General features: G+C 55.5%; 33 protein-coding genes and 2 pseudogenes. 30 read left to right on the forward strand and 5 right to left on the reverse strand.

Features of this window, described 5'->3' with window-relative positions; genetic code table 11:
• Positions 1-28 precede the first annotated feature (28 nt).
• The 4 genes from RN02_RS03460 (at position 29) to RN02_RS03475 (ending at position 2,627) form a co-directional block, all read left to right on the forward strand.
• On the forward strand, positions 29-904 hold the full coding sequence (locus tag RN02_RS03460) for a hypothetical protein (RefSeq protein ID WP_010792780.1): 876 nt from the start codon (positions 29-31) through the stop codon (positions 902-904).
• A 3-nt stretch (positions 905-907) separates the two neighbouring features.
• Positions 908-1,168 carry a hypothetical protein gene (locus RN02_RS33110; RefSeq protein WP_010792779.1) on the forward strand — a complete coding sequence of 87 codons (261 nt, stop codon included), beginning with the start codon at positions 908-910 and terminating at the stop codon, positions 1,166-1,168.
• A gap of 92 nt (positions 1,169-1,260) precedes the next feature.
• Positions 1,261-1,893 carry a hypothetical protein gene (locus tag RN02_RS03470; protein WP_010792778.1) on the forward strand — a complete coding sequence of 211 codons (633 nt, stop codon included), beginning with the start codon at positions 1,261-1,263 and terminating at the stop codon, positions 1,891-1,893.
• Positions 1,894-2,036: 143 nt separating this feature from the next.
• Positions 2,037-2,627: a hypothetical protein gene (locus RN02_RS03475; RefSeq protein ID WP_010792777.1), complete on the forward strand. Its 591-nt coding sequence runs from the start codon at positions 2,037-2,039 to the stop codon at positions 2,625-2,627.
• A 53-nt stretch (positions 2,628-2,680) separates the two neighbouring features.
• Here the strand turns inward: RN02_RS03475 and RN02_RS03480 are convergent, their stop codons facing one another.
• Positions 2,681-2,983, reverse strand: a complete 303-nt coding sequence (locus RN02_RS03480; RefSeq protein ID WP_010792776.1) for a hypothetical protein — start codon at positions 2,981-2,983, stop codon at positions 2,681-2,683.
• A gap of 168 nt (positions 2,984-3,151) precedes the next feature.
• Between RN02_RS03480 and RN02_RS03485 the strand changes: the two genes are divergently transcribed.
• The 8 genes from RN02_RS03485 (at position 3,152) to RN02_RS03520 (ending at position 10,201) form a co-directional block, all read left to right on the forward strand.
• On the forward strand, positions 3,152-3,601 hold the full coding sequence (locus RN02_RS03485; RefSeq protein WP_010792775.1) for an ADP-ribosyltransferase-containing protein: 450 nt from the start codon (positions 3,152-3,154) through the stop codon (positions 3,599-3,601).
• Positions 3,602-3,775: 174 nt separating this feature from the next.
• Positions 3,776-4,507, forward strand: a complete 732-nt coding sequence (locus tag RN02_RS03490; protein WP_043313056.1) for a hypothetical protein — start codon at positions 3,776-3,778, stop codon at positions 4,505-4,507.
• An 87-nt stretch (positions 4,508-4,594) separates the two neighbouring features.
• The gene (gene yejK, locus RN02_RS03495) at positions 4,595-5,611 is read left to right on the forward strand and encodes a nucleoid-associated protein YejK (RefSeq protein ID WP_043313057.1); all 1,017 of its coding nucleotides are present in this window, start codon (positions 4,595-4,597) and stop codon (positions 5,609-5,611) included.
• Between the two features lie 50 nt (positions 5,612-5,661).
• On the forward strand, positions 5,662-6,090 hold the full coding sequence (locus RN02_RS03500) for a hypothetical protein (RefSeq protein ID WP_010792757.1): 429 nt from the start codon (positions 5,662-5,664) through the stop codon (positions 6,088-6,090).
• Positions 6,091-6,364: 274 nt separating this feature from the next.
• Positions 6,365-6,805 (forward strand): DUF6283 family protein, encoded by a 441-nt coding sequence (locus RN02_RS03505; protein WP_010792756.1) that lies wholly within the window; start codon positions 6,365-6,367, stop codon positions 6,803-6,805.
• 67 nt (positions 6,806-6,872) lie between these two features.
• Positions 6,873-7,586 carry a hypothetical protein gene (locus RN02_RS03510; protein WP_010792755.1) on the forward strand — a complete coding sequence of 238 codons (714 nt, stop codon included), beginning with the start codon at positions 6,873-6,875 and terminating at the stop codon, positions 7,584-7,586.
• Between the two features lie 160 nt (positions 7,587-7,746).
• Positions 7,747-8,715, forward strand: coding sequence for a methyltransferase (locus RN02_RS03515; protein ID WP_021018460.1), 969 nt, complete (start codon positions 7,747-7,749; stop codon positions 8,713-8,715).
• A 130-nt stretch (positions 8,716-8,845) separates the two neighbouring features.
• Positions 8,846-10,201, forward strand: coding sequence for an ATP-dependent DNA ligase (locus RN02_RS03520; RefSeq protein WP_019484834.1), 1,356 nt, complete (start codon positions 8,846-8,848; stop codon positions 10,199-10,201).
• A 50-nt stretch (positions 10,202-10,251) separates the two neighbouring features.
• Here RN02_RS03520 and RN02_RS03525 read toward each other — a convergent pair whose 3' ends face one another.
• Complete coding sequence (locus RN02_RS03525) at positions 10,252-10,650, reverse strand: hypothetical protein (RefSeq protein WP_021018458.1); 399 nt, start codon at positions 10,648-10,650, stop codon at positions 10,252-10,254.
• Positions 10,651-10,847: 197 nt separating this feature from the next.
• On the opposite strand from RN02_RS03525, the gene RN02_RS03530 reads away from it, so the two are divergent.
• The 12 genes from RN02_RS03530 (at position 10,848) to RN02_RS03585 (ending at position 17,532) form a co-directional block, all read left to right on the forward strand.
• Positions 10,848-11,489: an HD domain-containing protein gene (locus tag RN02_RS03530; RefSeq protein ID WP_010792752.1), complete on the forward strand. Its 642-nt coding sequence runs from the start codon at positions 10,848-10,850 to the stop codon at positions 11,487-11,489.
• A 19-nt stretch (positions 11,490-11,508) separates the two neighbouring features.
• The gene (locus RN02_RS03535; RefSeq protein WP_010792751.1) at positions 11,509-11,700 is read left to right on the forward strand and encodes a hypothetical protein; all 192 of its coding nucleotides are present in this window, start codon (positions 11,509-11,511) and stop codon (positions 11,698-11,700) included.
• A gap of 5 nt (positions 11,701-11,705) precedes the next feature.
• Complete coding sequence (locus RN02_RS03540) at positions 11,706-12,056, forward strand: hypothetical protein (RefSeq protein WP_010792750.1); 351 nt, start codon at positions 11,706-11,708, stop codon at positions 12,054-12,056.
• On the forward strand, positions 12,053-12,256 hold the full coding sequence (locus RN02_RS03545; protein ID WP_010792749.1) for a hypothetical protein: 204 nt from the start codon (positions 12,053-12,055) through the stop codon (positions 12,254-12,256). Before RN02_RS03540 ends, RN02_RS03545 begins: the two co-directional genes overlap by 4 nt.
• Before the next feature lie 319 nt (positions 12,257-12,575).
• On the forward strand, positions 12,576-13,172 hold the full coding sequence (locus RN02_RS03550; protein ID WP_010792747.1) for a hypothetical protein: 597 nt from the start codon (positions 12,576-12,578) through the stop codon (positions 13,170-13,172).
• Positions 13,169-13,408, forward strand: coding sequence for a hypothetical protein (locus RN02_RS03555; RefSeq protein ID WP_010792746.1), 240 nt, complete (start codon positions 13,169-13,171; stop codon positions 13,406-13,408). The genes RN02_RS03550 and RN02_RS03555 overlap by 4 nt, the downstream gene beginning before the upstream one ends.
• A gap of 65 nt (positions 13,409-13,473) precedes the next feature.
• A complete protein-coding gene (locus tag RN02_RS03560) occupies positions 13,474-13,764 on the forward strand; it encodes a hypothetical protein (protein ID WP_019484842.1) in 291 nt (96 codons plus the stop codon).
• A gap of 15 nt (positions 13,765-13,779) precedes the next feature.
• Positions 13,780-14,181, forward strand: a complete 402-nt coding sequence (locus tag RN02_RS03565; protein WP_010792744.1) for a hypothetical protein — start codon at positions 13,780-13,782, stop codon at positions 14,179-14,181.
• Positions 14,182-14,275: 94 nt separating this feature from the next.
• Positions 14,276-15,025: a hypothetical protein gene (locus tag RN02_RS03570; protein ID WP_010792743.1), complete on the forward strand. Its 750-nt coding sequence runs from the start codon at positions 14,276-14,278 to the stop codon at positions 15,023-15,025.
• Positions 15,026-15,028: 3 nt separating this feature from the next.
• The gene (locus RN02_RS03575) at positions 15,029-15,610 is read left to right on the forward strand and encodes a hypothetical protein (RefSeq protein ID WP_010792742.1); all 582 of its coding nucleotides are present in this window, start codon (positions 15,029-15,031) and stop codon (positions 15,608-15,610) included.
• A 61-nt stretch (positions 15,611-15,671) separates the two neighbouring features.
• A complete protein-coding gene (locus tag RN02_RS03580; RefSeq protein WP_010792741.1) occupies positions 15,672-16,283 on the forward strand; it encodes a hypothetical protein in 612 nt (203 codons plus the stop codon).
• Positions 16,284-16,356: 73 nt separating this feature from the next.
• On the forward strand, positions 16,357-17,532 hold the full coding sequence (locus RN02_RS03585) for a phosphoadenosine phosphosulfate reductase domain-containing protein (RefSeq protein ID WP_010792740.1): 1,176 nt from the start codon (positions 16,357-16,359) through the stop codon (positions 17,530-17,532).
• A 125-nt stretch (positions 17,533-17,657) separates the two neighbouring features.
• Here the strand turns inward: RN02_RS03585 and RN02_RS33115 are convergent, their stop codons facing one another.
• Positions 17,658-17,858, reverse strand: a complete 201-nt coding sequence (locus tag RN02_RS33115) for a hypothetical protein (RefSeq protein ID WP_021018457.1) — start codon at positions 17,856-17,858, stop codon at positions 17,658-17,660.
• Positions 17,859-17,866: 8 nt separating this feature from the next.
• Positions 17,867-18,082, reverse strand: a complete 216-nt coding sequence (locus RN02_RS03590) for a hypothetical protein (RefSeq protein WP_010792739.1) — start codon at positions 18,080-18,082, stop codon at positions 17,867-17,869.
• A 358-nt stretch (positions 18,083-18,440) separates the two neighbouring features.
• Here RN02_RS03590 and RN02_RS03595 point away from each other — a divergent pair, with 358 nt between their 5' ends.
• The 4 genes and pseudogenes from RN02_RS03595 to RN02_RS33125 all read left to right on the forward strand — a co-directional run bounded on the left by RN02_RS03595 (position 18,441) and on the right by RN02_RS33125 (position 22,892).
• Positions 18,441-19,553, forward strand: coding sequence for a hypothetical protein (locus RN02_RS03595; protein ID WP_038405156.1), 1,113 nt, complete (start codon positions 18,441-18,443; stop codon positions 19,551-19,553).
• Positions 19,554-19,638: 85 nt separating this feature from the next.
• Positions 19,639-19,821: a hypothetical protein gene (locus tag RN02_RS34170; RefSeq protein ID WP_236695145.1), complete on the forward strand. Its 183-nt coding sequence runs from the start codon at positions 19,639-19,641 to the stop codon at positions 19,819-19,821.
• A gap of 596 nt (positions 19,822-20,417) precedes the next feature.
• Positions 20,418-21,350, forward strand: a pseudogene (locus RN02_RS03600) (transposase); the annotation flags it as partial.
• Between the two features lie 369 nt (positions 21,351-21,719).
• On the forward strand, positions 21,720-22,892 hold the full coding sequence (locus RN02_RS33125) for a hypothetical protein (protein ID WP_152623719.1): 1,173 nt from the start codon (positions 21,720-21,722) through the stop codon (positions 22,890-22,892).
• A gap of 133 nt (positions 22,893-23,025) precedes the next feature.
• On the opposite strand, the gene RN02_RS03605 is transcribed toward RN02_RS33125, so the two are convergent.
• Positions 23,026-24,003 (reverse strand): IS5 family transposase, encoded by a 978-nt coding sequence (locus RN02_RS03605; protein ID WP_033991331.1) that lies wholly within the window; start codon positions 24,001-24,003, stop codon positions 23,026-23,028.
• Between the two features lie 218 nt (positions 24,004-24,221).
• On the opposite strand from RN02_RS03605, the gene RN02_RS33130 reads away from it, so the two are divergent.
• Both RN02_RS33130 and RN02_RS34175 read left to right on the forward strand, forming a co-directional pair.
• The gene (locus RN02_RS33130) at positions 24,222-25,070 is read left to right on the forward strand and encodes a hypothetical protein (RefSeq protein ID WP_152623720.1); all 849 of its coding nucleotides are present in this window, start codon (positions 24,222-24,224) and stop codon (positions 25,068-25,070) included.
• Between the two features lie 72 nt (positions 25,071-25,142).
• Positions 25,143-25,373: pseudogene (locus RN02_RS34175) on the forward strand (His-Xaa-Ser system radical SAM maturase HxsB); the annotation flags it as partial.
• Positions 25,374-25,395 lie beyond the last annotated feature (22 nt).

A 25,395-nucleotide genomic window follows, 5' to 3' on the forward strand; every position in this document is an offset into this window, starting at 1 on the left:
GAGCCTCAGCAACTCCTGGAGGAGCTCAATGATCACGCCATCGGAAAGCTGCCCGGTGTGGCAGCGCTATCTCGAAATCGTTGCCGCAGCTGGAGCAATGCCCAACCACCTCCCGGACAAGAGTTCGCTCTATCATCGGCTCCTCGCCGGCAAGCAACCACTGGTGCTGCCTCCTCCCCTGTCCCATTCTTACCCCTGGTACGACGTTGTGGAGTCCGAAAAGGTCTTCGCCCCATTAGACGGGCCAGTCGCTTACGAGCCGCTGACTGAGGACGAACCGCCCGTCGATGCGGTATGGATCGATCAGACCCCCTGGCTTGTTGTCGAACGGATTAGCAATTCGGAAATGATCGTCTCGCAGCCTGGCTGGCTGGATCTCGGGTTCCGATGGCGCTACTGGCATAAACCAATCCGCGCAGATCAATCCGAGGCATGCATGATCGCCCACTATGATCGAGCTGTTGGCCGCATCACCACCAGTGCTCAGCTCGACCTAGAGTGCCGGCACCAAGCCGAGCATTGGAAGGCGCACCTTGAAATTGCCGTATCCGCCTTCAGCAATGAGGTCAAGCTGATGGGGATCGACCCCGATCTTGAGGATGCAGAAGATACCCTAAGAGGGCGAATGAACAGGGCTGCGGCTCAGATGCGTCTTGACCGGGCAGTAAGGGATGCGCGGACCCGAGTGGAGAAAGGCCTGCCTGCGGTGCCGTCTGATGCGGAGGTCGAAGCCTACGCGCATCGCTACCGGACAAACCTCCTTGAGGGTTCATTCCAGGAGCAAGATGGCTGGCTATATGTTGACGGCTGGGCGTTGCAGCGAATCTCGCCAGAGAAACTCGGGCCTGAACACTATTTGCCTGGCGCACCGGCTGCCCAACCGCAAGAGAGCCTGGAGGACTGAACTGTGCTCCAACCCTGCAATGAAACTGCGAGAAATCTGCTACTTCGCCTCGAAGCAGCTGGCCTGCGGGAGAGAGCTACCCCCGGCCTCGACGGTATCGGCAGTTACTGCATCGGCGTTCGGGCCACCAACGCCATCGAGGTGTTCGAGCTTGGGAGGACTCTGGGAGCTGATTTCGGCAAGATCCGCGTCGAAAGCTATGCGGAGGGCCACATCATCGCGTTCCCGGAAGCGCTGGTAAAACTGGATCATGGTTCTGCCTGAGCATTTCCAGTTCGGTCTGCTGCACCGGTTCTGGCACAACCGGCGCAGCCTCACCATAGGTCCATCGAATTCATCAACGAAGGATCTACTCCATGAGCACCAATAACCCCAACGCTCTCGACCTCAATCGCGCCATCAACACCTATTCCAGTGACGAGGCGGAGCGCCTGGCCTATCAGCGCATGCAGGAGGTCGGCTTCAAGATTGCTGACATCCTTATAGAGATGCCTCTCGGGACCATGGCTGATCTGGGCCAAGGCGAGTGCCTGTTCGTAGCCCCGTATGCCGGCCGAATCGAGGTTTTCTCTACCCCGGACTGGCATGACAACTGCCGCTGGGGTGATGTCAACTGGTTCTTCCTGAATGACTATCAGGGCCTTTCCGCCGAGGATCTGGACGAACACCGGGTCACGATGGAAAACTGGCTGAAGAACCCGGTATTCCGGCAATGCGTGCCTGCGGACAACGCATTCAAGGTCGTAGCTGCTCAGGAAGACTGGGCGCAGAGTCAAACCGGGGCTGCTCCCTCCCCGCTGAATCGCTATGAACATGACAACGTCAAAAGCCTCATCGGCGGCTACATGGTCACTTCCAAATCCAAACCGCAGGAAACGCGAGTGGAGCAATTCAGCCGGGCGAAAGCTGAGTTGATCGGTCACCTGGAGCGCCAGCTCCAGCAGGTTAAAGGCTTCACCTTCGCGGATCTGTCCAAGAAAGTGAGTTGAGCTCAATCCCAACTCCATGAACCCCGCTTCGGCGGGGTTTCCTGTTCCTGGGTGAGGCCTAGGCCGAATTTCAGCCCTGCCATTTCGCTTGTGCGCGCGCCCACGGCCAGGACACTAGGGCCTTTCTCACCCAGGGAGCCAACATGATCAGCATTCGAGACAAGAAGGTTTTCGAATCCGCGGACGAAGTCCAAATCGAAGTCCACCAGGACGACATCCATCTCGCTGCCCTGGGGCAGTTCACAGCTGTACGTTGCGGCTACGGCGGCCACACTTCCTTCACGGTCATTCAAGAGGACAATCCCTTCGATTCCAAAAAGCCCCTGTTGCAGGTGAAGGAGGGCTACAACACACTCGCGTGGTTCACCAGCGAGGTAGAAGCCAACAAGCTCCTAGCCCGCCTTCGTGAGGTGTTTCTGGAGATAAGGGCAAAGCAGGAAGAGAATTACCGGCATGAGCCGGACTCGATCACCGTCAAAGTGATCAAGCGCTCAATCGAGTGGATCGGAATCGTGCTGACAGCGCTGGTAATCGCCTTTGTCGGCGGCATGACTGCATATCCCGGTTGGAAGATGGGCGAGGGGCTGTACCACTCTGTGATCAACAGCTCTGAGACGTCGGATGGACTGAGCTTCGACTCGGCCGGGGAGCTGCTCCCGCCGGCAGAATCACCCGAAGCCGATTCTGGGTTGGAGCCCAATCAGCCCAGCGAACCGCTACCGGCCAAAGACTGATAATCAAAAACCCGACACACACTCAAAGAGGCGTGTCGGGTTTTTCCCGAATGTCAGGCCTCGCCTGCGCGTATGGCTTCGTAGATGACTGCCAAGAGAGGCTTATGGTCCTCGAGCGAACCATCCTCATCCATCTGGTCGTATGCCGTCAGCGTGTCGAGCCAGGTGAAGAACGCCTCGAAGTCGTCATATCCGCTGATCACATCAAGAGAATGACCGTCTTCTGCCAGCAAGCCTGATACCTGGGCCATCAGCTCACGATAGGAAGGCAGGGCCCCATCCAGCTCGGTTGCGAGCTCATCGAGCTTTTCGTTGTAGCGCTGTTCGAATGCGGAAATGTTGTTGGCGTTCTGCATGATGCTGGCTCCTGTAGCTGGGGCCCCTTGCCCCGCGATGGAGTCACTATCAAGCCGTCCTTCTTGTGCCAGAAGCATTCTGCCAAATCTTTTGATGATCGGCATTTTCCCCTCGGTTCTGGCACCTCCCCTCTTCATGGAACATGAGCACTCGATCAGGAGAGAACCATGTTCCCGAAGCAAAAAAACTTCTACCGAGGGACCAAAGCCCGAACCACTAACTTCCAGCCCGCAAGTCGCGGAACTTTTGGTTCCGGCCTGTATTTCGGGGATCAAGCCTGTGCCGATGAATACGCAGGACCTGGCGGCTCTGTCTGGGAGGTCAAGCTCAACATGAGCAACCCTCTCCACTGCCTGGCCAGCCTTGAGCATGACTACGACCTGGACAGTCCGGCCGTTCCCCTCATCGAGCAGATTTTCTCGATCGAGACTGCAATTGAGCTGATAACCAGGGCTATTGAAACCGACGGCTATTTTGGAGTTGAGATTCAGCAGCGACTTGAGCAGCTCGGTCATGACGGACTTGTGGCCACCTACCCGGACGGCAGTTACGAGGTAGTGGTCTTTTCCCCTGCACAGGTCCTGGATGTTCGTCGACTGGATAGCCGCGCAGCTTGACGTCTCCTACAAGGAAGCGTGGAGTTCACACTCTGAATTCAGGGGGTTCAGGCACGCCAGCAGGTGGCAGATTATCGGCTTGGCGAGTCGGGATTTCAGCGTGCCATTTTGGCTTTGTGCCACCCGTCAAATCGCGCAACCTCTTCCCACCCCCAGCCAAAAGGAATCAGGCAAATGGTCAAATTCACCCCCGAACTTCTCGACGGTTACACCTACATGCTGGATGGCGATCGTACGGTGGACACTGCCGTTCAGGAGTTGAAGGAGGCATTTTCTCCGCAGGCAATCTTCGATTCCGCGGAACGCAGGCTGATCAAGCTGAATCCTGGTACCACCCAGGACCTGCATGCCTACATCAGTGTCGGATACAACCAGTTCGGCGCAGACGCCCGAGCAGTAGCATTCAAAATTCTGGTAACCGATACCGAACAGACTGCTGGCACTGCTCTCCTCTGCGCAGAGGGCTATTTCATCGCCACGACCTGCAAAGGGTTGGATCTGGTCATCGCGATGGACAATATCAGCCAGGACGTTTACCTAGCCGGGGAACTCTTCAGTCAAGGATGGCCACGCCGTAATGGCACCTTCACGCTTTTCACCCAGCTGATCGTTCACCCCGATCTGCGGTCCCCTGTACTCCATGACCTGATGCTGGAGCTCGAGGGGGGTATCTGCTCACTATCGCCGGACATCCCAACTCTCTCCTCGGGGCTCATGCTGGTTTTCAACCGGGATTCTGAGCCGACCAACGTGCTGCTGGAGCAGTGCAGTATCTGCACCGTTCACGAACAACGGGACCAACTCCGCCTGTTCAGCATCCCAACGGAATCTTTCGTCACCGATCGACCCAGCGCACGCACCACTCGCAAGCGAGTTTGCGAGTTCCGGTTCGACGCTTGCGCTTAATCGCCCTCCTCCGTTGCCGGCAGGATCTCACCCGTTAGGATCTCGCCGGCAACCGCTTTCTGCTTATCAGTCTGACCTGAGGTCCCCATGCCCATTCGCCATTGCATTGTCCATTTCATCGACAAGAAACCCGACGGGAACCCGGCGGCACTCCACTCCCGGGATGCCGAACTGGAACACAACGAGGCCGCAGATAACCTGCTTGCCGATCTCAACGATGCCTACAACGCCAAGGCAACTAAAGGTTGGGGGCTTTTCCATGGTCAATCGGGGGCCTATCCACTGAGTGGGTGGCTGAGCGAGTACCTGGATGGCGGACAGGATTTCGTGAGCTTCAGCCGCCAGGCAGCCGAGCACTTGGTGAGGCTGATGGAAGAATCGAGCCTGACTGTCGGGGGCCATTTCCTGCTGGCGCATTACCAGCAAGGCATGACTGACTACCTCATGCTCGCAATGCTCCATCACCGCGACGGCGTCGCGCTGACCGAAGGCCTCGAGGTAGCCGCCATCAAGCATCTCGATGTGGGGCAACTCCACCTTGCCGCAAGGATCAATCTGTCTGAGTGGCGTAACAACCCCAAGTCGCGCCAGTCCATTTCCTTCCTCAAGAAAGGTGGCCGCAAGGCTTTCGACTACTTCCGCGACTTCATCGGTTGCGAGGAAGGCCACGATGCTCCAAGCGAGACGCGAACTCTGCTGAAAGCATTCTCCGACTTCGTTGAAAGCGAAGACCTGCCAGAAGCAGCTGCCAGGGAGAAAACCGACACGCTGGTTGATTACGCCAACGCCCAAGCGCGACTCGGGCAACCGGTAACCCTGGACGAACTTTCGAGCCTGATCGACGAAGACCGACCGAAAGCCTTCTACGACTACATCCGGAACAAGGACTATGGTCTGGCTCCGGAAATTCCTGCGGACAAGCGGACTTTGAAGGAGTTCCAGCGCTTCACAGGACGTGCTGAAGGCTTGGCCATCACCTTCGAAGCCCATCATTTGGGATCGACGGTTGAGTACGATGAAGAGCAGGATATGCTGATCATCCGCAACATTCCGCGCCAGCTCAAAGACCAACTCGCGAAGCGGAAGGACTCTCAAGGGGCCTAAGCGGCCCCGACCACTCTTACCACGTGAATACAGCATTACAGGAGAAGTGGGTGACCAGTCTGCAACCGGACCAGATCCTCAAAGGCGTCAGAGCAACGTACGAGTCGATGCTGCACTCCTCACTCGGGCATGGGCGTACGAACGGTACCTGCCTCTACGCCGCCATCCTCTGTGAGGCCCTGCTACGAAAATTCGCCGCTCTGGACCCAATTATTCGAGGTGGTGACGGTAAGAGGGATGGTGGCCTGGTTATTGATGGGGTTCCGCACGGCCACTACTGGGTTGAAGTCGAATATCAGGGCGGAATCCACGTCGTAGACATCACTGCAGACCAGTTCGGCCTCGACGCCATGGTGTTTGCCCCGAAAGACAGCATTTCTGCTGCATACGTGGCAGGTGACCAGGCGACTGTTGACGCTCACGTCCGGGACATGAGGAACAAGATCAAAGAAGAATATGCTGATCGGGAGCTCCCTTAGCAAAGCCAGGCAGAGATGACTGCATGACCTTTGTCCGGGAGGATTCTGGCACACAGCCGGCCCCCTGAGACTGGCGACTTTCAAACAGGGAGTCGCCCATGCTTCTACCAATCGCTCTCTTCGCATCCCTCATCTGCGCAGCGCTGGCCATGACTTGGCTGGCCCACACTCTTCCAGTAGCCTTTGCCACTGAAATTCAAGGTGTGGCAGCTATCCTGGCACTGCTCGCGCTTGCCCTCCTGATCACTGCATGCCGTCCGAACCGGTACCTTCAATGACTACCAAGAACAACAAACCAGAAGTCCTCGATGCTCGCTGGGCTGACTGGAACCACCAGGTGGTCACCATCAAGAGCGGGCGCAAACATGCCTGCAAGGTCCCTTGCAAAGATTGCCCATGGAGGCGTGATTCCGTCGGAGTCTTCCCGGCCGAGGCATTCCGACTTTCCGCGGCAACCGCCTATGACATGAGCGACCGAACCTTTGGCTGCCATACCACCGGGAAGGAGAAGCCAACTACCTGCGCGGGCTTCCTCCTCAGGGGGGCCGATCACAATCTCTCGGTTCGGTTAAATCTCATCAATGGTGAACTGGACATGAACCAGGTTTCGGACGGCGGAGTCGATCTGTTCGACAGCTATGCAGAGATGGCCATCGCCAACGGCGTCGACCCCGAAGATCCGATTTTGAAGCCCTGCAGGAACAACTATTCCTGACCGGGACCTGGCTTCTGGCACACCAGCCCAGCCCTGATCATGGCTCCATCTCATAAGGAGCCATGCGATGAACGTAACCTTCACCTACAGCTACAACCACAGCATCGTGCCCCCTCGCTGCCGCCTGCCTCGTACAGTCCGCGAGCACGACGGACTGATCACCGTAGAAATTCGGGAAATCCCGCCGGAGCAAGCCCCGGTGGCGATCATCAGCCGAAACAACAGCGACCAGGGGCACGATCCAGTGGAATACCGCACTTTCGAGGGCTGCCTCTGGACGAACTGCAAGCTCTTCGCCGGCGCGCGGGACAACAAAGCGGAAGGAGGCCCGAACGCGACCCATCGCATGCCAGAGCCTGAGATCTCTCTGGTGACGGAAAGCGTCACGCTGAGCCATTGGGAACAGGGAATCTACATCGGCGCCTATCAGGGAAAGGCCGGGATTGACGAATATCTGGAGAGGTGGGCACGCGATCGGATCATCATCGATGGCCAACTGTTTTTGCCGGTCGGAGAACCCATGTATGTGGTGATGACCTTCGGCCTGTCAAACAACCACGGCGGTACGTCCCTCCATTGCACAGACTTCTTGAACGCCAACATTAAGGATTCCTCCTACTTCTCCATTTTGGAGTTCGATCGAGCTCTGGAGTACGCCCGTCAGGTGGCAGCAAACCGCGGCGACACTATCAAATTCTCCGTCGATCCTGGCTTCGAGTTTCAGGTCCTGATCCCCAAGGCCGTTCAGTGGAAGAACCCTGGCTTGTCAGTGGCTACATGACCGCGCCCTGACTCCTCACCCGCCATCACCCGAGCTTCTAGCGTGCTCAATAGAGACCTTGTGCTGGGTGATGGTGGCACGACCTACCTGGTCAGAAAATTCCCTCATCAAATACACACCCGAATCAGACACATACCGTCTGAGCCGATGAGGAGATGAAATGGCTAAGTTATCCAAAGAAGCGGCGAAGCGTCACAAGCAGGCGCTCGACCTGGTTTACTCGGACAAGAGCCTGCGTCTCGAGGACCGCTATTTCATCTTGGAACATTTCCATGAGTCCGCGACCAACATGAATGGTCTAGCCGGCGCATTCTTCACGCCAGAGGGACTGGCCAACGATTTCTCCATCGAAGTCCCGGAGTGTGAGTCCTTGATTGACCTTTGCGCAGGCATCGGGAGGCTGGCTTTCGCCTGCCGCGAGCGTGCAAAGCGTATCGTGTGTGTCGAGATTAACCCTGAGTACGCTGAAGTTGGGAAGCGAGTGCTCCCAGAAGCGGAGTGGATCGTTAGCGATGTGTTTTCAATCCCGGATATGGGGCGTTTCAGTACAGCGATTTCGAATCCACCCTTTGGATCTGTGAAGACTGGCCAGGCGTTCGACGGTCGCTACACAGGGGCAAGTTTTGAGTACAAGCTCATCGAAGCCGCATCCAAGATCGCTGATCACGGCGTGTTCATCATCCCGCAGACATCCGCCCCATTCCGGTACTCGGGCCAACGCTCCTATAGCGTCGAGATTACGCGGGAGTGTGAGAAGTTCATGAGTCAGACCGGTATCGTGCTCGACCATAATTGCGGCCTGGACACATCCGCCTACAAGAACGAATGGCACGGCGTCAGTCCGATCTGCGAGATCGTCTTGTGCGACTTCACCCAAGACCCTGCCGAAATCCCAGCCGCTCCGGCAGAGGCAGAGCAGAATTCCGTGTCCAAGGCTGTAGTCGCGCCTCCTGCACTAATCCCGCCACCGGCTCCAGCGCAGAGCGAACCCACGCTGGCGACCGTGCCCGATCGTGCTGTAGCGCCAGCACCAACTGCACCGGCCCGAATGAAAGCCTCCAGGAAGCCAGACACAGGTTCTGCCAACCCGCAGTCCTTTGCCCAGCTCTCCCTTTTTGATGCAGCGTAGAGGGCTTTTTCCGGGCGCTTCTGGCACACCCCCTGCGCCTTAAGAATGGTCATCAGTCCCCGGACTTCGCTGGAATGAAACCCAAGCATCCGGACAATTAAGGCAGACCACTCTGGAGAATCAGCCCGTGATGAGCACCACCGTCTACCATGCCCTCGAGCAGATCGCGAATACCCCTGGCACCAACGACAAGCTGGCGCTACTGAAGACCCACGTCGACAGCGAAGCCTTCCAGCGCGTCCTGATCTACATGCTCAACCCATTCATCACTTTTGGCATCCGCCCGGCCCGGGCTAGCCAGTTCGGGGCCGAGGAGTTCAGCCAGGAAACCTGGTCGATGCTCGACCAATTGGCCGCCCGAGGCCTCACCGGACACCGCGCTGAGGAGGCGGTTACTCGGGCATTGACGTCCTTGAACCCAGAGTCCTCTGAATTGCTCTGGCGCATCCTTTCCAAGGACCCGCGCGCCGGCTTCAGCGAAACCAGCGTCAACAAAGTCTGTTCCGGGCTTATTCCTGAGTTCAGCTACATGCGCTGCAGCCTCCCTCACCACACCAATCTTTCGGAGTGGAACTGGGCTGCTGGTATCTACTCGCAGGTCAAAGCCGACGGCATGTTCGTCAACGTGACGATCGAAGCCAATGAGGTCAGCCTCACCTCGCGCGCTGGCACCCTTCTCCCTGGAGCACCGTTCCAAGAACTGCTCGACGGGCTTCGTCAGCTTCCGACCGGGCAAGCGCATGGTGAGCTGCTCGTCGAATGCGACGGCAAGATTCTCCCCCGTGAGGTCGGCAACGGCATGCTGAACTCGGTAGTCCAGGGCGGCCAGTTCGACCTTGGCTGCCGGCCGATCATCAAATTGTGGGATCAGATCCCGCTGGCCTCGGTCAAGAAGGGTGGGCGCTGCGACACCCCATACAAGGACCGCTTCGGTCAGCTGACCGATCTCGTAACGGCGCTCGCCCACTCGGCGATCTCGATGATCGAGACGCGCATCGTGTACTCCTTTAAGGAGGCCATTGACCACTATGTGGAGCAGCTTGAACTCGGACTGGAAGGCACGATTATCAAGAAGCCCGAGGCTATCTGGTTTGACGGTACCAGCAAGGATCAGGTCAAGCTGAAGCTCGAAGCCCCCTGCGAGCTTGAAGTGGTTGATTTCCTTCCTGGTAAAGGAGCAAACGCAAAGACCTTCGGGTCACTGCTCTGCAAGAGCTCCTGTGGCCAGCTGGTTGTAGGAGTAAGCGGCTTCAAGAAGAAGAAACGAGAAGAGATCCATCTCAATCGGGATACGTGGCGCGGGATGATCATCACTGTACGATCCAACCAGATCATGCGTCCGAAGAAGCCAGGCAAACCATACAGCCTCTTCCTCCCCCGCTTCGTCGAAGAGCGCTTGGACAAGTCGGTTGCGGATGATCTGGTGCGGATCGAGGAGCAGTTCGAAAACGCTATCCGCATGGCTGCCTTGGGATTGGCTGCCTAATCTCAGACACGAAAGGGGCCGCCTAATGGCGGCCCGATCTTATTGGCCTCTTAAAACTCAAAGCATCCGCAGGGGCACGTCAGCCAGGTAAGTCCGTGCGAGCAAATGCCCTCCTCTCGATCCCCTGCCTGATCCTCAGCCTCTTCTTGAGGACTACGGTATCCGTACTTCTCCCGGGCATATTGAAAAGCTTCGATCGCCTCTTGGCTCGCGGTTTCTTCATCTCCAAACTCGCTGCGCATGGCAGCGCAAAAGCAGGTGAGCACCACCATTTCGTACGTCGGATATCGCTCTACCGCCTGGCGGTACAACTCGCCAACTCGGTTTTGAGTTCTGCTCGGCAACATCTGCACTACACAGTCATCAGCTCCTCGAACCCACGGCCGGATCTGCTGCTTGACGACATCGCTCCAATCTTGGGAGCTCACCCCCATGAATTCGGTTTTCATCGATTTCTCCCAGAATCTGGGCAACCGTAACAACACCGCTCCCGCGGCTCACGCCAAAGTAGGTTTGTGAAATTCGTTCGTGGCTGGTGTCACTAGCCATGGCGTGGAGAATTCACGGTGTGCGGTACGGCAAGCTCCCTACCATGCCCAAGGTTATGATCCGTCAATGTCAACACAACGCCTGGAGTAGCAGGGAAATGCCTTTGAATCACACCGAGCTTGAAGATCGTTGGCATCGGCTCTGGCGCGCGCTTGGCGCAGCACCTGCTGCAGGTGCCTTCGACTACCTCTGTATGCAATACAGCGAGCCCGGACGGCACTACCACACCCTTGAACACATAGCCGCGTGCCTTGAACACTTCGACTCTTGGCGTCATCTGGCCGACAAACCTCACCTGGTTGAACTGGCGCTGTGGCTTCACGACGTGATCTACGACACGCACCGAGTGGACAATGAAGCTTGCAGCGCTCAGTACGCCATCGCCTTGCTCACAGCTGCCGGCGTTCCCGAGTACGCCCCAGCTGTGGAAGCGATGATCATGGCGACCACCCACCAGACTGGCTCCCAGGCCGATGATTGCGGCCTGGTGCTCGACATTGATTTGGCGGTTCTGGCACAGCCACCACAGGCGTATAAATCCTACCAACAGGCAGTTCAACAGGAATTTGCCTGGGTACCGGATGACCTTTTCCGTGCCGGACGTGCAGACGTCCTACGGGGACTGCTGAGCTCTCACCCGCTGTACGGCCACCCTGAAATCTCGGCCGCATGGGAAGCGATTGCAAGGTCGAACATCGAATCCGAACTGTTGGAGCTGGAAGGCCCGCAGTCCAAGTAGCTCATTCAAGAGGTGAACTATGTGCAAGCTGAACGCCCAGGACCGGGCGACCCTAGAGAAAGCCAAGGCCCAGGCTGCAGAGCTGGTTGAGGCCCTGACCAAGCTCGGCTCAGCGAAGAACGGACTGCTCGGTCTCGAGGGACTGGATCTCCAGCAGCAGGCAATTTCCATTGAAAAGCGACTGGGCGCGATCCAGTCCGTAACGGAGTAATCACAATGCCGACCAAAACGACTGGCTCGGAACTCAAGGCCTTCTACAACGACGACGGGTTTTGGAAGCCGAATGGTGAAGATGATGTCTGGCATGAGGAGCTTGAGCTTGAAGTTAACGGCCAGGTCATGAATGACTCCTTCTCCATCGGCGAAGACCTCAAGCCAGAGGACCAGGTTCGAATCATGGCTGGGTGGGTGCAGTCGAATGACGGTTCTGTCGACGTTTCCTTCGAAACCTACTTCAAGCGCTGGAAGAAGAAGCAAGACACGGTTTTCCTCTCGGTCCAGGCACCGAAGGACAAGCTGGATGCCATCAAGGAGGCGATCATCGCCGCCGGCGGAAAAGTAGCATGAGCCTCTCAATAGAGGGGTTCGCCAAGGTCCAGCAGTGGCTTCTAGATGAGGGATTCTGCAGGGATGAGGTGGCCACCGCTGAGCAGGTCCAGGCAGTAGCCCAGAAACTTGAGGGTGAAGGGAACCGTCTCATCAGCCTTGCAGAAGACATCCGTATCCAGTTGTCCGCGGCACGCCCAGCGGACAAAACGGCATGGTGAGGTGAACATGTCCTGGGCAGATCGAGCGGCACCGATAGTGGCAGAAGTCATCAACCGCGTTGGCCGGAAAGACATGACTGCATTGCGCAAGGCTCTCGCCGAGGCATACCCCTGGGGAAACCGCGCAAACAGGCCTTACAAAGCGTGGCTCTCTGAGGTCAAGCGCCAGCTCGGGCACCCGCTTAACGCCCCCAGGACTGACCTCAACAACCGGCAAATCGATTTCTTGCAAGATCAGTGATCATTCTCTCCCGCGCCGGTTCTGGCACACCGTCAGCCCCCTGAAGATTTCCTCAGTCCACTCAACTGAGGAAGTCACATGAACAACACATCCGTCAGCGCCGGCCTCGGCTTTATGCGTGCCGCTTTCAACGGTATAGGCAAATCGGTCGGTGATCGGGAACGCTCCAAACTTCTCCATGAAGCGATGGAAATCGCGATCAAGGGCAAGATGGCCTTTGATCTGGATGACGTTGAGCCGATGAAACGTTTGCAGATGACCACTTCGGTCGGCGTTTTCCGCCCCTTCTCGGACCACAACTACTTCACCGCATGCCTGGCAGGGGGAACGTTTTGCCGGCTGTGGGAAAAGGCCTTCGACTTCAAACCATTCAAAGCCCCGCTGGTTGCGATATCGACTTCCGAAGTCCTGAAAGACAATCGGGTTGCACCAGGTGTCGCACTGCTGGTGCCCGGCGATGACACCGACCTGATGATGCCTCGATTCCAGGACCTGCAGGTGTGGTGGTGCACCAGTCTCAGTACCAGCAAAGACACGATTACCCTCAGTCGTTATCGACTGACAGAGGACCGTCGTTACCCGTTCTCCCGTGAGGGGCATCCGGCAAACCTCAAGCGCCTGACCCGGGCAACCTGGAAGGACTTCGTCTGCGGCGCAAATGGTGCTGAGCAATGATCCCGCTCTACCCAGCGCTCGACCTCCCCGCTCTTGATGTAGCTCGTTTGCGCCGGGGGCTAGCCGTGCAAACCCGGATTTTCTTCGCCGACAGCATTCCTGGGAACAAGGCAAAGGTCATTCGCTTTTGGGATACCCCAAAGGGCGTCTTTGTCCGCTGTAACTACGGCAAGAACCAGGGTGGGCAGTCGTTGCTCAAGACCATGCCAGCCAACGTGCTGGCCCTGGCCGATTAGCTCACGGCTTCCGGCACGCGCTCGGTCTCCCGAGCATAGACCTGATCAAATACGAGTACGTTCGAATGATTTCTACGATTCCGCCCAAATCCCAGCTCGAAGAGCTGATCGGCGATTCCCAGAACCTCACTGTTGGCCGGCGTGAATTTGCTGTTTCAAACATCCGCCGCGAGGGCGATCTTGGTCTGTTTGCCACGTTCAAAACCAAACGCGCGGAGTTCATTGCGATGAACATTCCCGCCCGTGTCATCGGGCGTCCCAACGCCGAAGCCTGGAGTGTGCTGTCCCTTCGTAACCGAGGGAGCAAGATTGTTGACTTCGCGATCGATCAGGGCCGCGTCCTGGTACTGGTGTGACAAGAGGAAATGCTCATGCTGACCATCTTCATGGCGTCTGCATCGCTGGCTTGTTGGGTATGCACCGAACGAACGGCTCAGCGAGGATTCGGATTCACCCCTGCGAAAGGTCTGGCAAAGCTGATCGACAACGTGCCTCATCTACTTGCGTTCGTCGCCTCGGCCGGCCTGGCAGCTCAAAGCCCCATCCTCGGTGTTGTGTTGTTGGCCATGCACAACGTGGTTTTGCTACTGCTGGCTCTGATGGTGAGAGCCGACACCTTGGATGCTCGATCCCCACGGCTTCGAAAGCGCAGTGATGCGTTGGCAACAATGGACGGCCGCCGTATCTGGAGGCTTACCTCCATGTACACCACGATCCTCATGATTGTTCTTGGAGTGCCGGCGTTCTCGCTGCTGCTGCACCTGCTGAACTGAGCCGACGATGGCCCACGAAATATAGGCCACCCACTTGGCTGGTGACACACACCGTCCAGCCTCACCATGGGACATCGATTGAAGGAGTCACCTCATGAGTACCAAGATCAATCACGGCCGGATCAAACGCCGCGCAACCCTGGAGCAGGCACTTGCCGAGCTTGTACGGATACGCCCTGCTTTCATCCAGGAAGCTCGCAAGGCGGTGGCTACCGTCATTGCTCGAAAGCTCGCCTTCGGCCGGGACCTGGCGGAGAACTACTGCCTTGTCGATGAGGACCGCAATCGCTGGTCCCGAAACCATGTGTTAGGCCAGATCGAGGACGCCTACCGTAATCAGGACAATACGATCAAAACCATGAATTGGGACTTCATAGGTTCGGTATCAGTTTTGCCGTTCCGCGGTGATGTTCTGATGCTGACGTATTGGCGCAACCATGCGCCGTTCGCTCGCCTGATTGAAGACGCGGGATTCACTGACTACCACTACCAGAACTCAACCGACAGGCCTGACACAATCAGCGAAGCTGAGTGGGACACCAGGAGAGATGCGTGGGATGAGGCACTACCCACCGGCAGGGCAGTCGATGTCGCTTTCGAGTTCCAGCTGGTGGATTGGTACGACATCATTTCCGCAAGATATGACGCCGATCTGATCCGAGCCTGCGCTCCCAGCGAAAAGGCCCGCAGGGAGCGAGTCGCTTACCACCTCACGGAAATCGAACAGTTCCACGGATGTGATACGACACAAGGCGCAATGCGCATTGTTCGCAAGGTTCGAGAGATCTATCCAGATCGGGTAACGTCGATTCATCTTTGCGCAACGCCGCTGCAGGAGGTGTGAAGCATGCCCAGCCCGTTATTTTCGCTGTTGCTCAACGCCGCACTACACAGTGCCCAGCTCCGCGTCTGCCGTGCGATCTACTCTGACCTTTTTGGGACGGGAAGCCTGTATGAGCCTCGCCTACAAGGTTACTACTCCACCCTGGACCTGGCTCGAAAGGCTATTCAGGAACTTGCGGATTACTGTCGACGGCAGAGCATCAATGCGAGCAGCCATCCATTGTTCGACTCACTCGACTTGAAGGATGAATTTCTTGCCCGTGTAGAGCTAGGACGGGAATTCGTCCTGGACGATATCACTCCCAGCCAGATCTATGAGACCGGGGAGAAAGGCTGGATCGTTCAGTTCCAGGGCTGGATGCTGCGTCGAGGCAAGCTGGAAGAGATGACCGACAGCTACGGTCTACCAGCGTTTGCTCATCCCCTGGTGCTGATCAGCCCAACTGGTGAGCGCCACACTTTAGAAATGCCCGACGCTAGGATCGAGCGCGCACGTCTTGCCTATTCGCTGATAATGGGCACCGAATATGTGGGCGACGATGGACTTGGAAGCGACCCAGAACATCCGTTCGAGCGAGTGGCCTAGCCGCTTCTGGCACATGCAGCTGCGGGAGATCCTGTTGGCCTCTTACCAATAGGATTAGACCATGCCGTTCTACAGACTTCCCAACTCCAGCGAACCACATTCTGTCCCGCCTCTAACCACTGATTCCATGGATTTCCGGGCTTACTGGAAGGGCAACGAAGCCATTCTGATTGCCCGGCCGGGGCGCGGGCTCATCCTGCGCTGCCCAGAGAGCCCGCACTTCAAAGAGGTCAACTTCATGGTTGGAGGTGAAGTCTGCTCTGCACCACTCCATGAAGATGGTCTGATCGACGTTGATGAGATCGGGTGCCTAGATCCCCGAGGTTGGGACTTTGAAGGAGAGGGATGGGTTGTTCGGCAGTTGAACAAGCCTGAGCTCATCGACATTCGCCTAAGACCCTACGGGGAGGTCAGCGACCTGTACTTCGAACATGATGACTTCGAGATCCGCGACCCAACGCTCAGCGAGTGTGGGCGCTTTAAGGTTGAGCCCAGACATTACGGGTTCATGAAGATTTCGCCCGACGATACCCTGTGGTACCGGCCTGTTCCACAAGGCAGCCTTGTGGTGACCCCCACGCAAGTAGTTCTCATGGATGAATCGGGACAGATTCTTGCTGCGAGGGACATCGACGCGATCCCGGTACCTGGCGAGGAAGAAACGCCAGTCTGAACCCTGGCCTGCTTCTGGCACACTTCCAACCCCTTGATCCTGTGACCAACACTTTCATCACAGGATCAACGAAATGTCCTTCCTGCGCCGCTTCATCAGCACCACCCCTGACATCGACAGATTGCTGGCAGCGAATGCTGCAGTTGCTGTCGGAGTCAGCGGTGGCCAAGACAGTCAGGCTTGCCAACTGGCCGTACACGAACATCTCAATTCGATCGGCCATACCGGCCCCCGCATTGCCGTGCATGCGGACTTAGGCCGTGTTGAATGGGATCAGAGCCTTCCGAAGTGCCAGGAGATGGCAGAGTTCCTGGGATGGGAGCTTCTGGTCGTGCGTACCGGCAGCGGCGACATGATGGATCGCTGGTTGACGCGCTTTGATAACAACGTGAGGCGCTACATCGACCTCGAGTGCGTTCAGATGATCCTGCCCTGGTCTACTGCCTCGATGCGTTTTTGCACTTCCGAAAAGAAAGCAAAACCGATTGCGAGCGCCCTCAAGAAACGATTTCCCGGCCAGGACGTAATCAACGTGGTGGGTGTGCGACGCGAAGAAAGCGCGAACCGGGCAAAGCAACCCGTAAGCAAGCCGGATAGCACGCTGGTCACCCGGGGTAAGGAGGGGGCGACCTGGAACGCGATCATCGATATGAAGCGGGACGAGGTGATCGACTTCATCGAGTCATACGGACTGGCCAGGCACGTCGGCTACACCACCTACAACATGACCAGGATTAGTTGCGCATTTTGCGTGCTTGCTTCGGCAGGGGACCTGAAGTCGTCGACTGGGTATGAAGGGAACCACGACATTTACAGGGAAATGGTCGGGCTCGAAATCGCATCCACCTTCTCGTTCCAATCCGGTAAATGGCTGGGAGACGTGAGGCCTGATCTCTTGACGCTAGACATGCGCCAGGCTCTGGAGGATGCAAAGCGTAAGGCCATCACCCGCCAAAATGCGGAGGCTCGCCTTCCGAAGCACTTGCTGTATGTGAAGGGATGGCCTGTTGCGGTACCTACCCACGGGGAGGCCGAACTGCTTGCCGAGGTGCGATGCACTGTTGCCGATGAACTTGGCTTGGCCATCAACTATCGAGATGCACAAAGCATCATCGTCCGGTACGAGGAGCTTATGGCCAAGGCCGCGGCGAAGGGTAAGGGCCTCTCCCCTACTTTCGAACAGCAAGCCTCAGGCCTGCTGATTCCTGTTCAGCAGATCGATGCACAAGAACACGCCTGGCCCTTCTGAGGCCAGGCTCCCTATCTCAACGGCCACTGGCATTCGAAAGTCAGCCTAACCGCTGGCTTGTTCAGGCATTCGGTAGATCCTCTTACATCGACTTTCGATGGGGCCAGGCTGGGCTGTCAAAATTTCTACTCTACGGTTTGGCCGGATTGATGCTGTTCGCACGCTTGAATGGCAGCATTCGTTGCCTGGATGACCTCATCCAATCGACGGCGAATTATCGGTAAATCGCCGATGGTGAGAGCTCCACCAATTGCCAACACTGAACTCAATTCCTTCGCGGCCTGTGATGCCTCGGTTTCCAGAGATCCGGGTTCTTTTGTGCTCATGAGCTTTCCTATGCCAACGATTTGTTCAGACCGTCACGGAGGCAGTGCGCCTGATCCTCATAACGATCGGAGCGGTCCAGAATCTGTCCGCAGGAATTCGTGATCTGCCAGAAGCAGTCACCTGTTTCAATCTCGTCAACTAACAATTCAAGCATCCGACTGTTGTCGACCTGTACGCTGTAAGCGACCTCAAAACCATCTAATTCTTCACGCTCGATGCTCATTGGCTTTTTCCTATGTGATGAGATCGCCGAGAGTGCCACCTTGATCTGCCAGAAGCCTCGCTCCAGGCATTTCGCTGAACATGCTCGGCAGCGACTTGGAGGGTCAGTAGTCGGCGGTTTCCTCAGTAACTGGGAGCCAGGATAACGGCAGTTCGCCCAGTCCCCACTCCATGTACCGATCATCTCACAGCGATAGGGAATGCAACCTCATAACAAGGCTCCAGACACCGACAACTCCTACCCGAATGTCAGTCGGCAACGGTAACTAGGGTATGGATTCCAGACTGCGGCTTTGGTTTGGGCTTCCGGGTATTGAATGGCAGGATCGCTACGCTTCTGGCACTGGCCGTAAGCACGCATGCTGAATGCGATCAATTACTACGGCCACAACATGAAAAGCATCATCGCCATTCTTCTAGCCGGCATCTCCATCAACTTGGCTGCCTCCCCCGCTCCGGTGCCGGCGGACGATCCGCGCCTTCAGCCTGCAGCAGTGACGTTCCTCAAACCGTCTGAGGATGGCGGATTCCCTGAAATCTACATCGACGGCTATATCCATCAGCCAACGGTGGAAGCATTCAAGCGCGTCGGCAATCTCAATGGGGCAGGCCTGGGAATGGTCTACTTCAACTCGCTCGGCGGGGACCTGGTTGCCGCAATTGAACTCGGCCAACTCATTCGAGAACGAGGCTTTTCAACGAGAGTAGGCCGACGAGGCTCTGCGGGCACTCCACAACCTGGTCGCTGTGAGAGCGGTTGCCCATTTGCATTCGCTGGGGGGCGCTTTCGCTTCCTGGATGAGGATTCGAAGATGGGCGTACACCGTTTCTATCGGGCTGCCGGGCAGCAAGCAAACGACCTGTCATTGGCGCAGGTCGCGTCGACACTGATCGCAACTCACCTCAGCGCAATGGGAGTTAGCCTGAGTCTAATGGACCGTATGGTCTCGGCTGGTAGTGAGAGCATGCGGTATCTGACTCCGCAGGAGGCTTATGACCTGGGCCTGATCAATGCGGGTGAACTGCCGGCGCGGTGGGGTATCGAAGAGGTCCAGGGAGCCATCGTACTGGTGGGGACTCAGGAGAAGGTGCAGGGTACAGGTAAGATCGCCTTGGCCTGCAGTCAAGATGCCAGTGTCGAACTAGCTGCCCTTTTCAAGTCCTGGTACTCCCCTTCGCTGCTCCGGAGAATGGATACCATCACACTCACTGTCGATGGGGCTCCGACCGGCCAAGCCTTGGCCGAATTGAATCCTGAGCTCCGGAACGGATTCCTGACATTCACAACAGAACCTTCCGCAGAGCAATTGATGGCAATTTCGCGAGCCAGGACTGTTGGGTTCCGGTACGGCAAATCCGGGACTGATCTTCGGGCTGGATTCGACGTTGAGGTGGATGGCGCCTCGTCCATGATCGGTAGCTTTATTCAGCTCTGCCAAGGGAAAAGGCTACGACTGGCTGCCCGGCTTTGATTGGATTATTTTTCGCGGATGGTTCTGGCACACACCAACCAAGCTGAAAATTTCCCCATCGCAAACAACACCTCGGGGAAAAGCCATGAGCAAACTGAACACCCTAACCTTCTTCTCCAACAGCACCTGCTACCTCTCCCATATCGTATCAGGTATCAGCTTCAAGACACCAAGATTGACAGCACCACAACCAGAATCTGCGGCACTTGGCAGCCAGCACAAGGGCCTCTGCATTGACAGTCAATCCAACGCAAGAAGATTGACATAGTCAGCCGTTAAATCAGGTGGCATTGACAGGCTCTTGGCCTCGCAGGCGGCCCATTTGTCAATCTGCCAAAGCCGCCCGGGCTCTCCCTCGCTGAAACCCAAGACCTACTTCAACTTCTTGCGCCCCAACTACTGCAGCCTCTCTTAGTTGTTGCATTGACGCACGAGATGAACGCCGAACCTGAGCGAGCAATTTGTAAGTTGCTCGCAAGCAGCAGAAGACCGGCGAACAAAACCCGTACGACACCGAGTCGAGAAAGCAGCGAACCAGCCGGCTACAGAGAAGCGACATTCAGGGATCGACCGATACTGTTGAAAACAGTCAGTACCGTCTCGATTTGCTCACACAAAGCCGCGGAAACATTTAATTGAGGCGATGCTCCGCACAATCTGGAGAAAATCGGTGTCAGGTCTGGGTCAGATTTCAACAACGCCACCCACTTTCACCGGCAGAACTTGCAGAGGAAGTATTTCAAAAGAGTCGGCCCAAGGCTGCCGATGGGAACCGTCAGAAAACGGCCGATTCTGTTGAAAAAGTGGCTGCTTCCCCATGCCGTCGGCAGAATTGCTCTGTCAGCGAGCGCGGGGGCGAACAGCATGATGGGACAGTTACCGGGAGGGCAGCAGCGTCTGTTCTACTCGTTCAATCTGGAGGATCACGTCCCGGCCTAGCACCTCCTGCGCAGCATCGACCAGTGCCTGGATCTCAGTGACCTGCGCGCCTACCTGGCGGATTTCTATAGCCCCATCGGGCGCCCCTCGATTGATCCGGAATTGATGGTGCGCATGCTGGTCGTCGGCTACTGCTATGGCATCCGTTCCGAGCGGCGATTGTGCGAAGAGGTGCATCTAAACTTGGCCTATCGCTGGTTCTGCCGGCTGGGGCTGGAAGACGAAGTCCCCAATCACTCGACCTTCTCGAAGAATCGCCACGGCCGTTTCCGTGACAGCGATCTGTTCCGCTGGTTGTTCAATGAAGTGCTGCGGCGCTGCATGGCGGCCGGCCTGGTCAAGGGTGAAGGTTTCGCCGTCGACGCCAGCATCATCAAGGCGGATGCCAGCCGGCAACGTGGGGCGGCAGGAGATGAAGTCGATTGGCGTGATCCAGCGCTCAACAGTCGCGCCGTGCGCGAGTATCTCGAAGCCCTTGATGACGAGGCGCTGGCTGAAGCTCTTCCCAAGAAAATTTCGCTCACCGATCCGCAGTCCCGTTGGACAGCAGCGCCAGGCGGCCCGGCTTACTTTGCCTACTCCACGAATTACCTGATCGACACTGAGCACGGCGTGATCATGGATGTGGAAGCTACCCCGGCGCACCGTACCGCCGAAGTTGATTCGACCAGGACGATGGTCGCGCGTGTAGAGGAGCAGTTCGACCTCACGCCAGAGCGCCTCATTGGCGATACCGCTTATGGCACTGCCCCGATGCTGGCCTGGATGGTCGAAGAGAAGGGCATCGAGCCGCACGTACCGGTGTGGGATAAGACCGAGCGCAAGGACGACAGCCTCTCCAGTAACGACTTCCACTGGAAAGTGAGTGAGGCAGCCTTGGAGCTGCTTGAGACTCAGGTTTATGATCACATGATTTCAAAATGCCTGTATGGGGTTGCCTCTCATGGATGAACAGCTCGAACGCTTATATGCTACTGCTTGTTTTAATTTCTGCTTCTACGTTTAACGAGCCAACATTGTGCACCAAGGCGTATGCCAACGCTGCTCTCACAGAAGTTGTGAAGCTCCAGCTCGAACAGCCTGAAATCCTGAGCACGCTGCTCAAAGGTGGAAACCAAGGCACAAAGTTATTTGTGCACCGCCCCTATTAGGTGAGAAGATCACTAGATTGGAGACACCTACGAACCGTCATCGCGTTAGCATTACAATAAATTTATAGGTCGCATCATGAGCGAGAAAAAGACACTAGTAACGCTAGAGTTTGACTTGGAAAGTAATCGCTTTGTCGGCAGCTCCGATGCGATCACGGACAGTGACAAAGATATAAGTAGAAGAATTATAAATTCTCTATCTCGGACATTTTCAGATATTTCTAGCGCATGGATCAAAGAATTTGAAGAAAAGGTTTCAAGTGGTGAGTGCGCTGAAGCTTATGAGGTTTTCGAAAAAAATCAAAGCCTTTTTCAGTTCTCTAAAAGCACAGATATCCTCATTGCCCTACTAAAGCTAGATGCATCAAAGCTAGAAAAAGAGCAGCGCAAGGAGTATTTGTCATTTCGAGTCGCATATTCTGCTCATATTGGCAAGCGGCATTTGACTCAAAATGACTTGGACTCATTACTAAATGAGTTTCGCGACGAACTTGATCCTATATTTATTCAAAATCTTTTTCTTGAAAAAGCAAATGTTGCCGCTCAAGAAAATCTTCGCAACAAAGCGTCCGTTCTATATAGAAAGGTTATTGAGTTTCCCGATGCAGATCCTGGAACCATTGCGTGGGCCTATCAAGGACTATCCTTAATTTCTGATAATGAAAAAGACCGGATTTCTTTCACTGAGAAAGCCGCCGACAAGCACTTGGAGAGTGGCGATCGCCAACAAGCAATTGTTAATTTCTTGGTTCTATCGGAATCAATGGAGAATAATAGTAGTCCTGAAAGATCCTTGGGGTTGATTGATCGCTGCATTGATCTTTATAACTCAGAAAAGCTACTGGATCGCGACCTTATCGGCTCCTTAAATTATAAAAAAGCACAGTATCTACACCGTATCGGTCAGCCTCAGGAAGCTATGAGCTATGCAATTAAATCAATTGAACTGCGCAAAGGTTTAATAGGTAATGAGATAGACCTTCATGCCAATTTCTCCCTTGCCAGCATAATTGCTGAAGAGATAGGCGATCATGAAACCGCAGAAAATTACAAAGAAGAGGCGCAATGTATCTCCAGCCTAATTGATGATCCAGAGTTCGATTTGCGGATGCGACTCAGTGATGCCATGACGAGCAATGGCGCCATCAATGAAGAGTTATTCTCTGAGATTATTGCGTTTCAAGATGAGTCAATTCTTTCTGCCGCACTGCTTTACCAATCGTGCACAGCCGACCTAAGGAGACGCTGAACAATTTACCTCTTCAGTCCGCATTCCATTTTCCAACCGATTTTTTCAACCTGACGGTCTTATTTTGCGTTTATGGGCCGATTTCAGGCCCTGTTTTACTGATTAGCGGGTAAACCCCGCCTTTCAGACGGATTTATCCCGCCACCCGTTGCAAGTACCGCTTTGCCAGCATCAGATTGGCCAACCCGAACAGACTGAATAACTGCGCCGTATTCTTTTCCAGTCCACGGTAACGGACTTTGCGATGGTTGAAGCGCACTTTGATCACTTGGAACGGATGCTCTACCTTGGCACGCAGTTGCGCCTTGGCGTATTCGATCTTGCGCTTGACCCGGAACAGCACGCTGTCTTTGCCGTGATGCTGGTAGCTGCTTGGCCGTGCTGCAATCGACCAGATAACGTCCCGTTCAGCATACTCCGCTCGCTTGGCCGCACCGGTGTATCCAGCATCTCCCGAGACATAGGTTTCGGCACCGTGCAGCAGCTTGTCGACCTGGGTGACATCGGCCACGTTAGCCGCGGTCCCCACCAGGCTGTGCACCAGCCCCGACGTGGCGTCGACGCCAATGTGGGCCTTCATCCCGAAGTGCCACTGATTGCCTTTTTTAGCCTGATGCATCTCAGGATCGCGCTTACCTTCTCGGTTCTTGACCGAGGGCGGTGCGGCGATCAGGGTGGCATCGACGATGGTGCCTTCCTTGAGCAGCAGACCCCGACTGGCCAGATGCTGGTTGATCGTTTCAAACAACACCCGCGTCAGCTGATGGGTTTCCAGCAAGCGGCGAAAGCGCAACAAGGTAGTGGCATCCGGTGCCGACTCCCGGCCCAGGTCGATGCCCATGAAGCCACGAATGGCCTGGCTGTCGTAGATGGCATCTTCGGTGCCTTCATCGGAGAAACCGAAACACTGCTGCACGACATACATGCGCAGCATGCGCGACAACCCAATCGAGGGGCGTCCGCGCTTGCCGGTGGTGTCGCGGTAGAACGGCGCCACTTGAGCTTCCAGCTGTGCCCAGGGCACCAACTGCTCGATATCCGCCAGGAAGCGATCTCGTCGGGTTTGCTTTTTCTTGCCGGTGTATTCGAGTTCGGAGAAGGTCTTCTGCATAGCGCGTAACGAGGCTCACGAAGAGGGGGCTGATTGAGGGGGTCAGTGTGCCAAGGCTCTGAGCGGTTGGCTATTTATGCAGCGTCTCCCTAAGCACTGAAGAGGCATTAGAAAGCTTGGATAGGGCCAGGTTAATTCTCGAGAAAGACAAATACGGCGATAAGCGACTGCTTGAGATTGTCTATTTTGCTATCGCAGAAAGATACCGAAAGGAAGGAATGATTTCCGAGGCCCTTGCTAATTATAAGATGTCATTATCCTATAATCAGTTCTCAAGCCCTGCAGCGCAAAACTGTCTTGCAATGCTATTTGATGCCAATCTATGGGTGGAGGCAGAGAGCCTTTTGCGGGATCGAATTGAGATGGTCGGCGAGCTCCCTAATATTTGCTTTGCGTATGGCAAGGCTTTGTGTGAAAGCGGAAATTATACTCTGGCGCTCAGGTATCTTATTAAGTCTGATGCAGGTATTAAGCAAAGAGAAGTATACATTTCCAAGTGCCTAAATAACTTAAGTAGCCATGAGCTGGCTAATTTCACTGACCACAATATCGCCAAGGAAAAGCCAGTCAGTGCCGATGTTTTCTATACTGCCCTAGAGGAGTTCGCAGCCTCTATTAGTTCAGACTCAAGGATGCACTTCTGGTATCAAGATAAAGAAAGCAAAGACTACAAGTGGGTTAGTAAGCCTGAGGAACTAGCCAAGCAAATGCTGATTACCTTTCTCAATGGAAAATTCGGAAAAGGCGAGATGGAAATTCTTCAAGAACCTAGAGCGGGTGCGGGATTCATTGATTTATATGCAATATTGCCTGGTGGACTCAGGGTGGTTGTCGAGCTTAAAATGTGCGGCGGCGGATATACTTCCACATATGCAATTTCGGGTGAGGGTCAAATTATTCACTACCAAAATAATAGGAATACTAATCTTGGCTATCTGGTCGTCCTCGATGGTCGCATGAGGGACTTTGGGATGGGGTTTAAAAAGCTTCAAACAATTAATACTCATACAATTTACAGCGTTGCGGTAGATATGCGCCCTAAGATAGATAAGAAAAAATCGAACTGACCTCTAGCGAAGAGATGTATTGCTTGCTTTTAAGCAAAATCTAAGCTGTGAATAGAAGGGAGTCTATAAGCATCTGCGCTGACAACCCTGACGGCCAGAAGCCTGCAGTACCCCCATGCGATCATTGACGAGTACGTGCAGCAGGGCCTCAACAGCATTGCACTACGCCCGTTGAGCCCCTATGGATTCGCCAAGAAATCCAGTCAGCGCCTGGACTACTCGATGTCTGGATACATCGATTTCTACAAGGTCGCGCTGGCCTACCTGATCGAAATCAACCAGCAGGGAGCGTACTTGTCCGAGAGGCAGGGAGCTACCTAAACTG

It is taken from the genome of Pseudomonas sp. PI1 (assembly GCF_000812405.1).
Taxonomy (GTDB): Bacteria; Pseudomonadota; Gammaproteobacteria; order Pseudomonadales; family Pseudomonadaceae; genus Pseudomonas; species Pseudomonas citronellolis.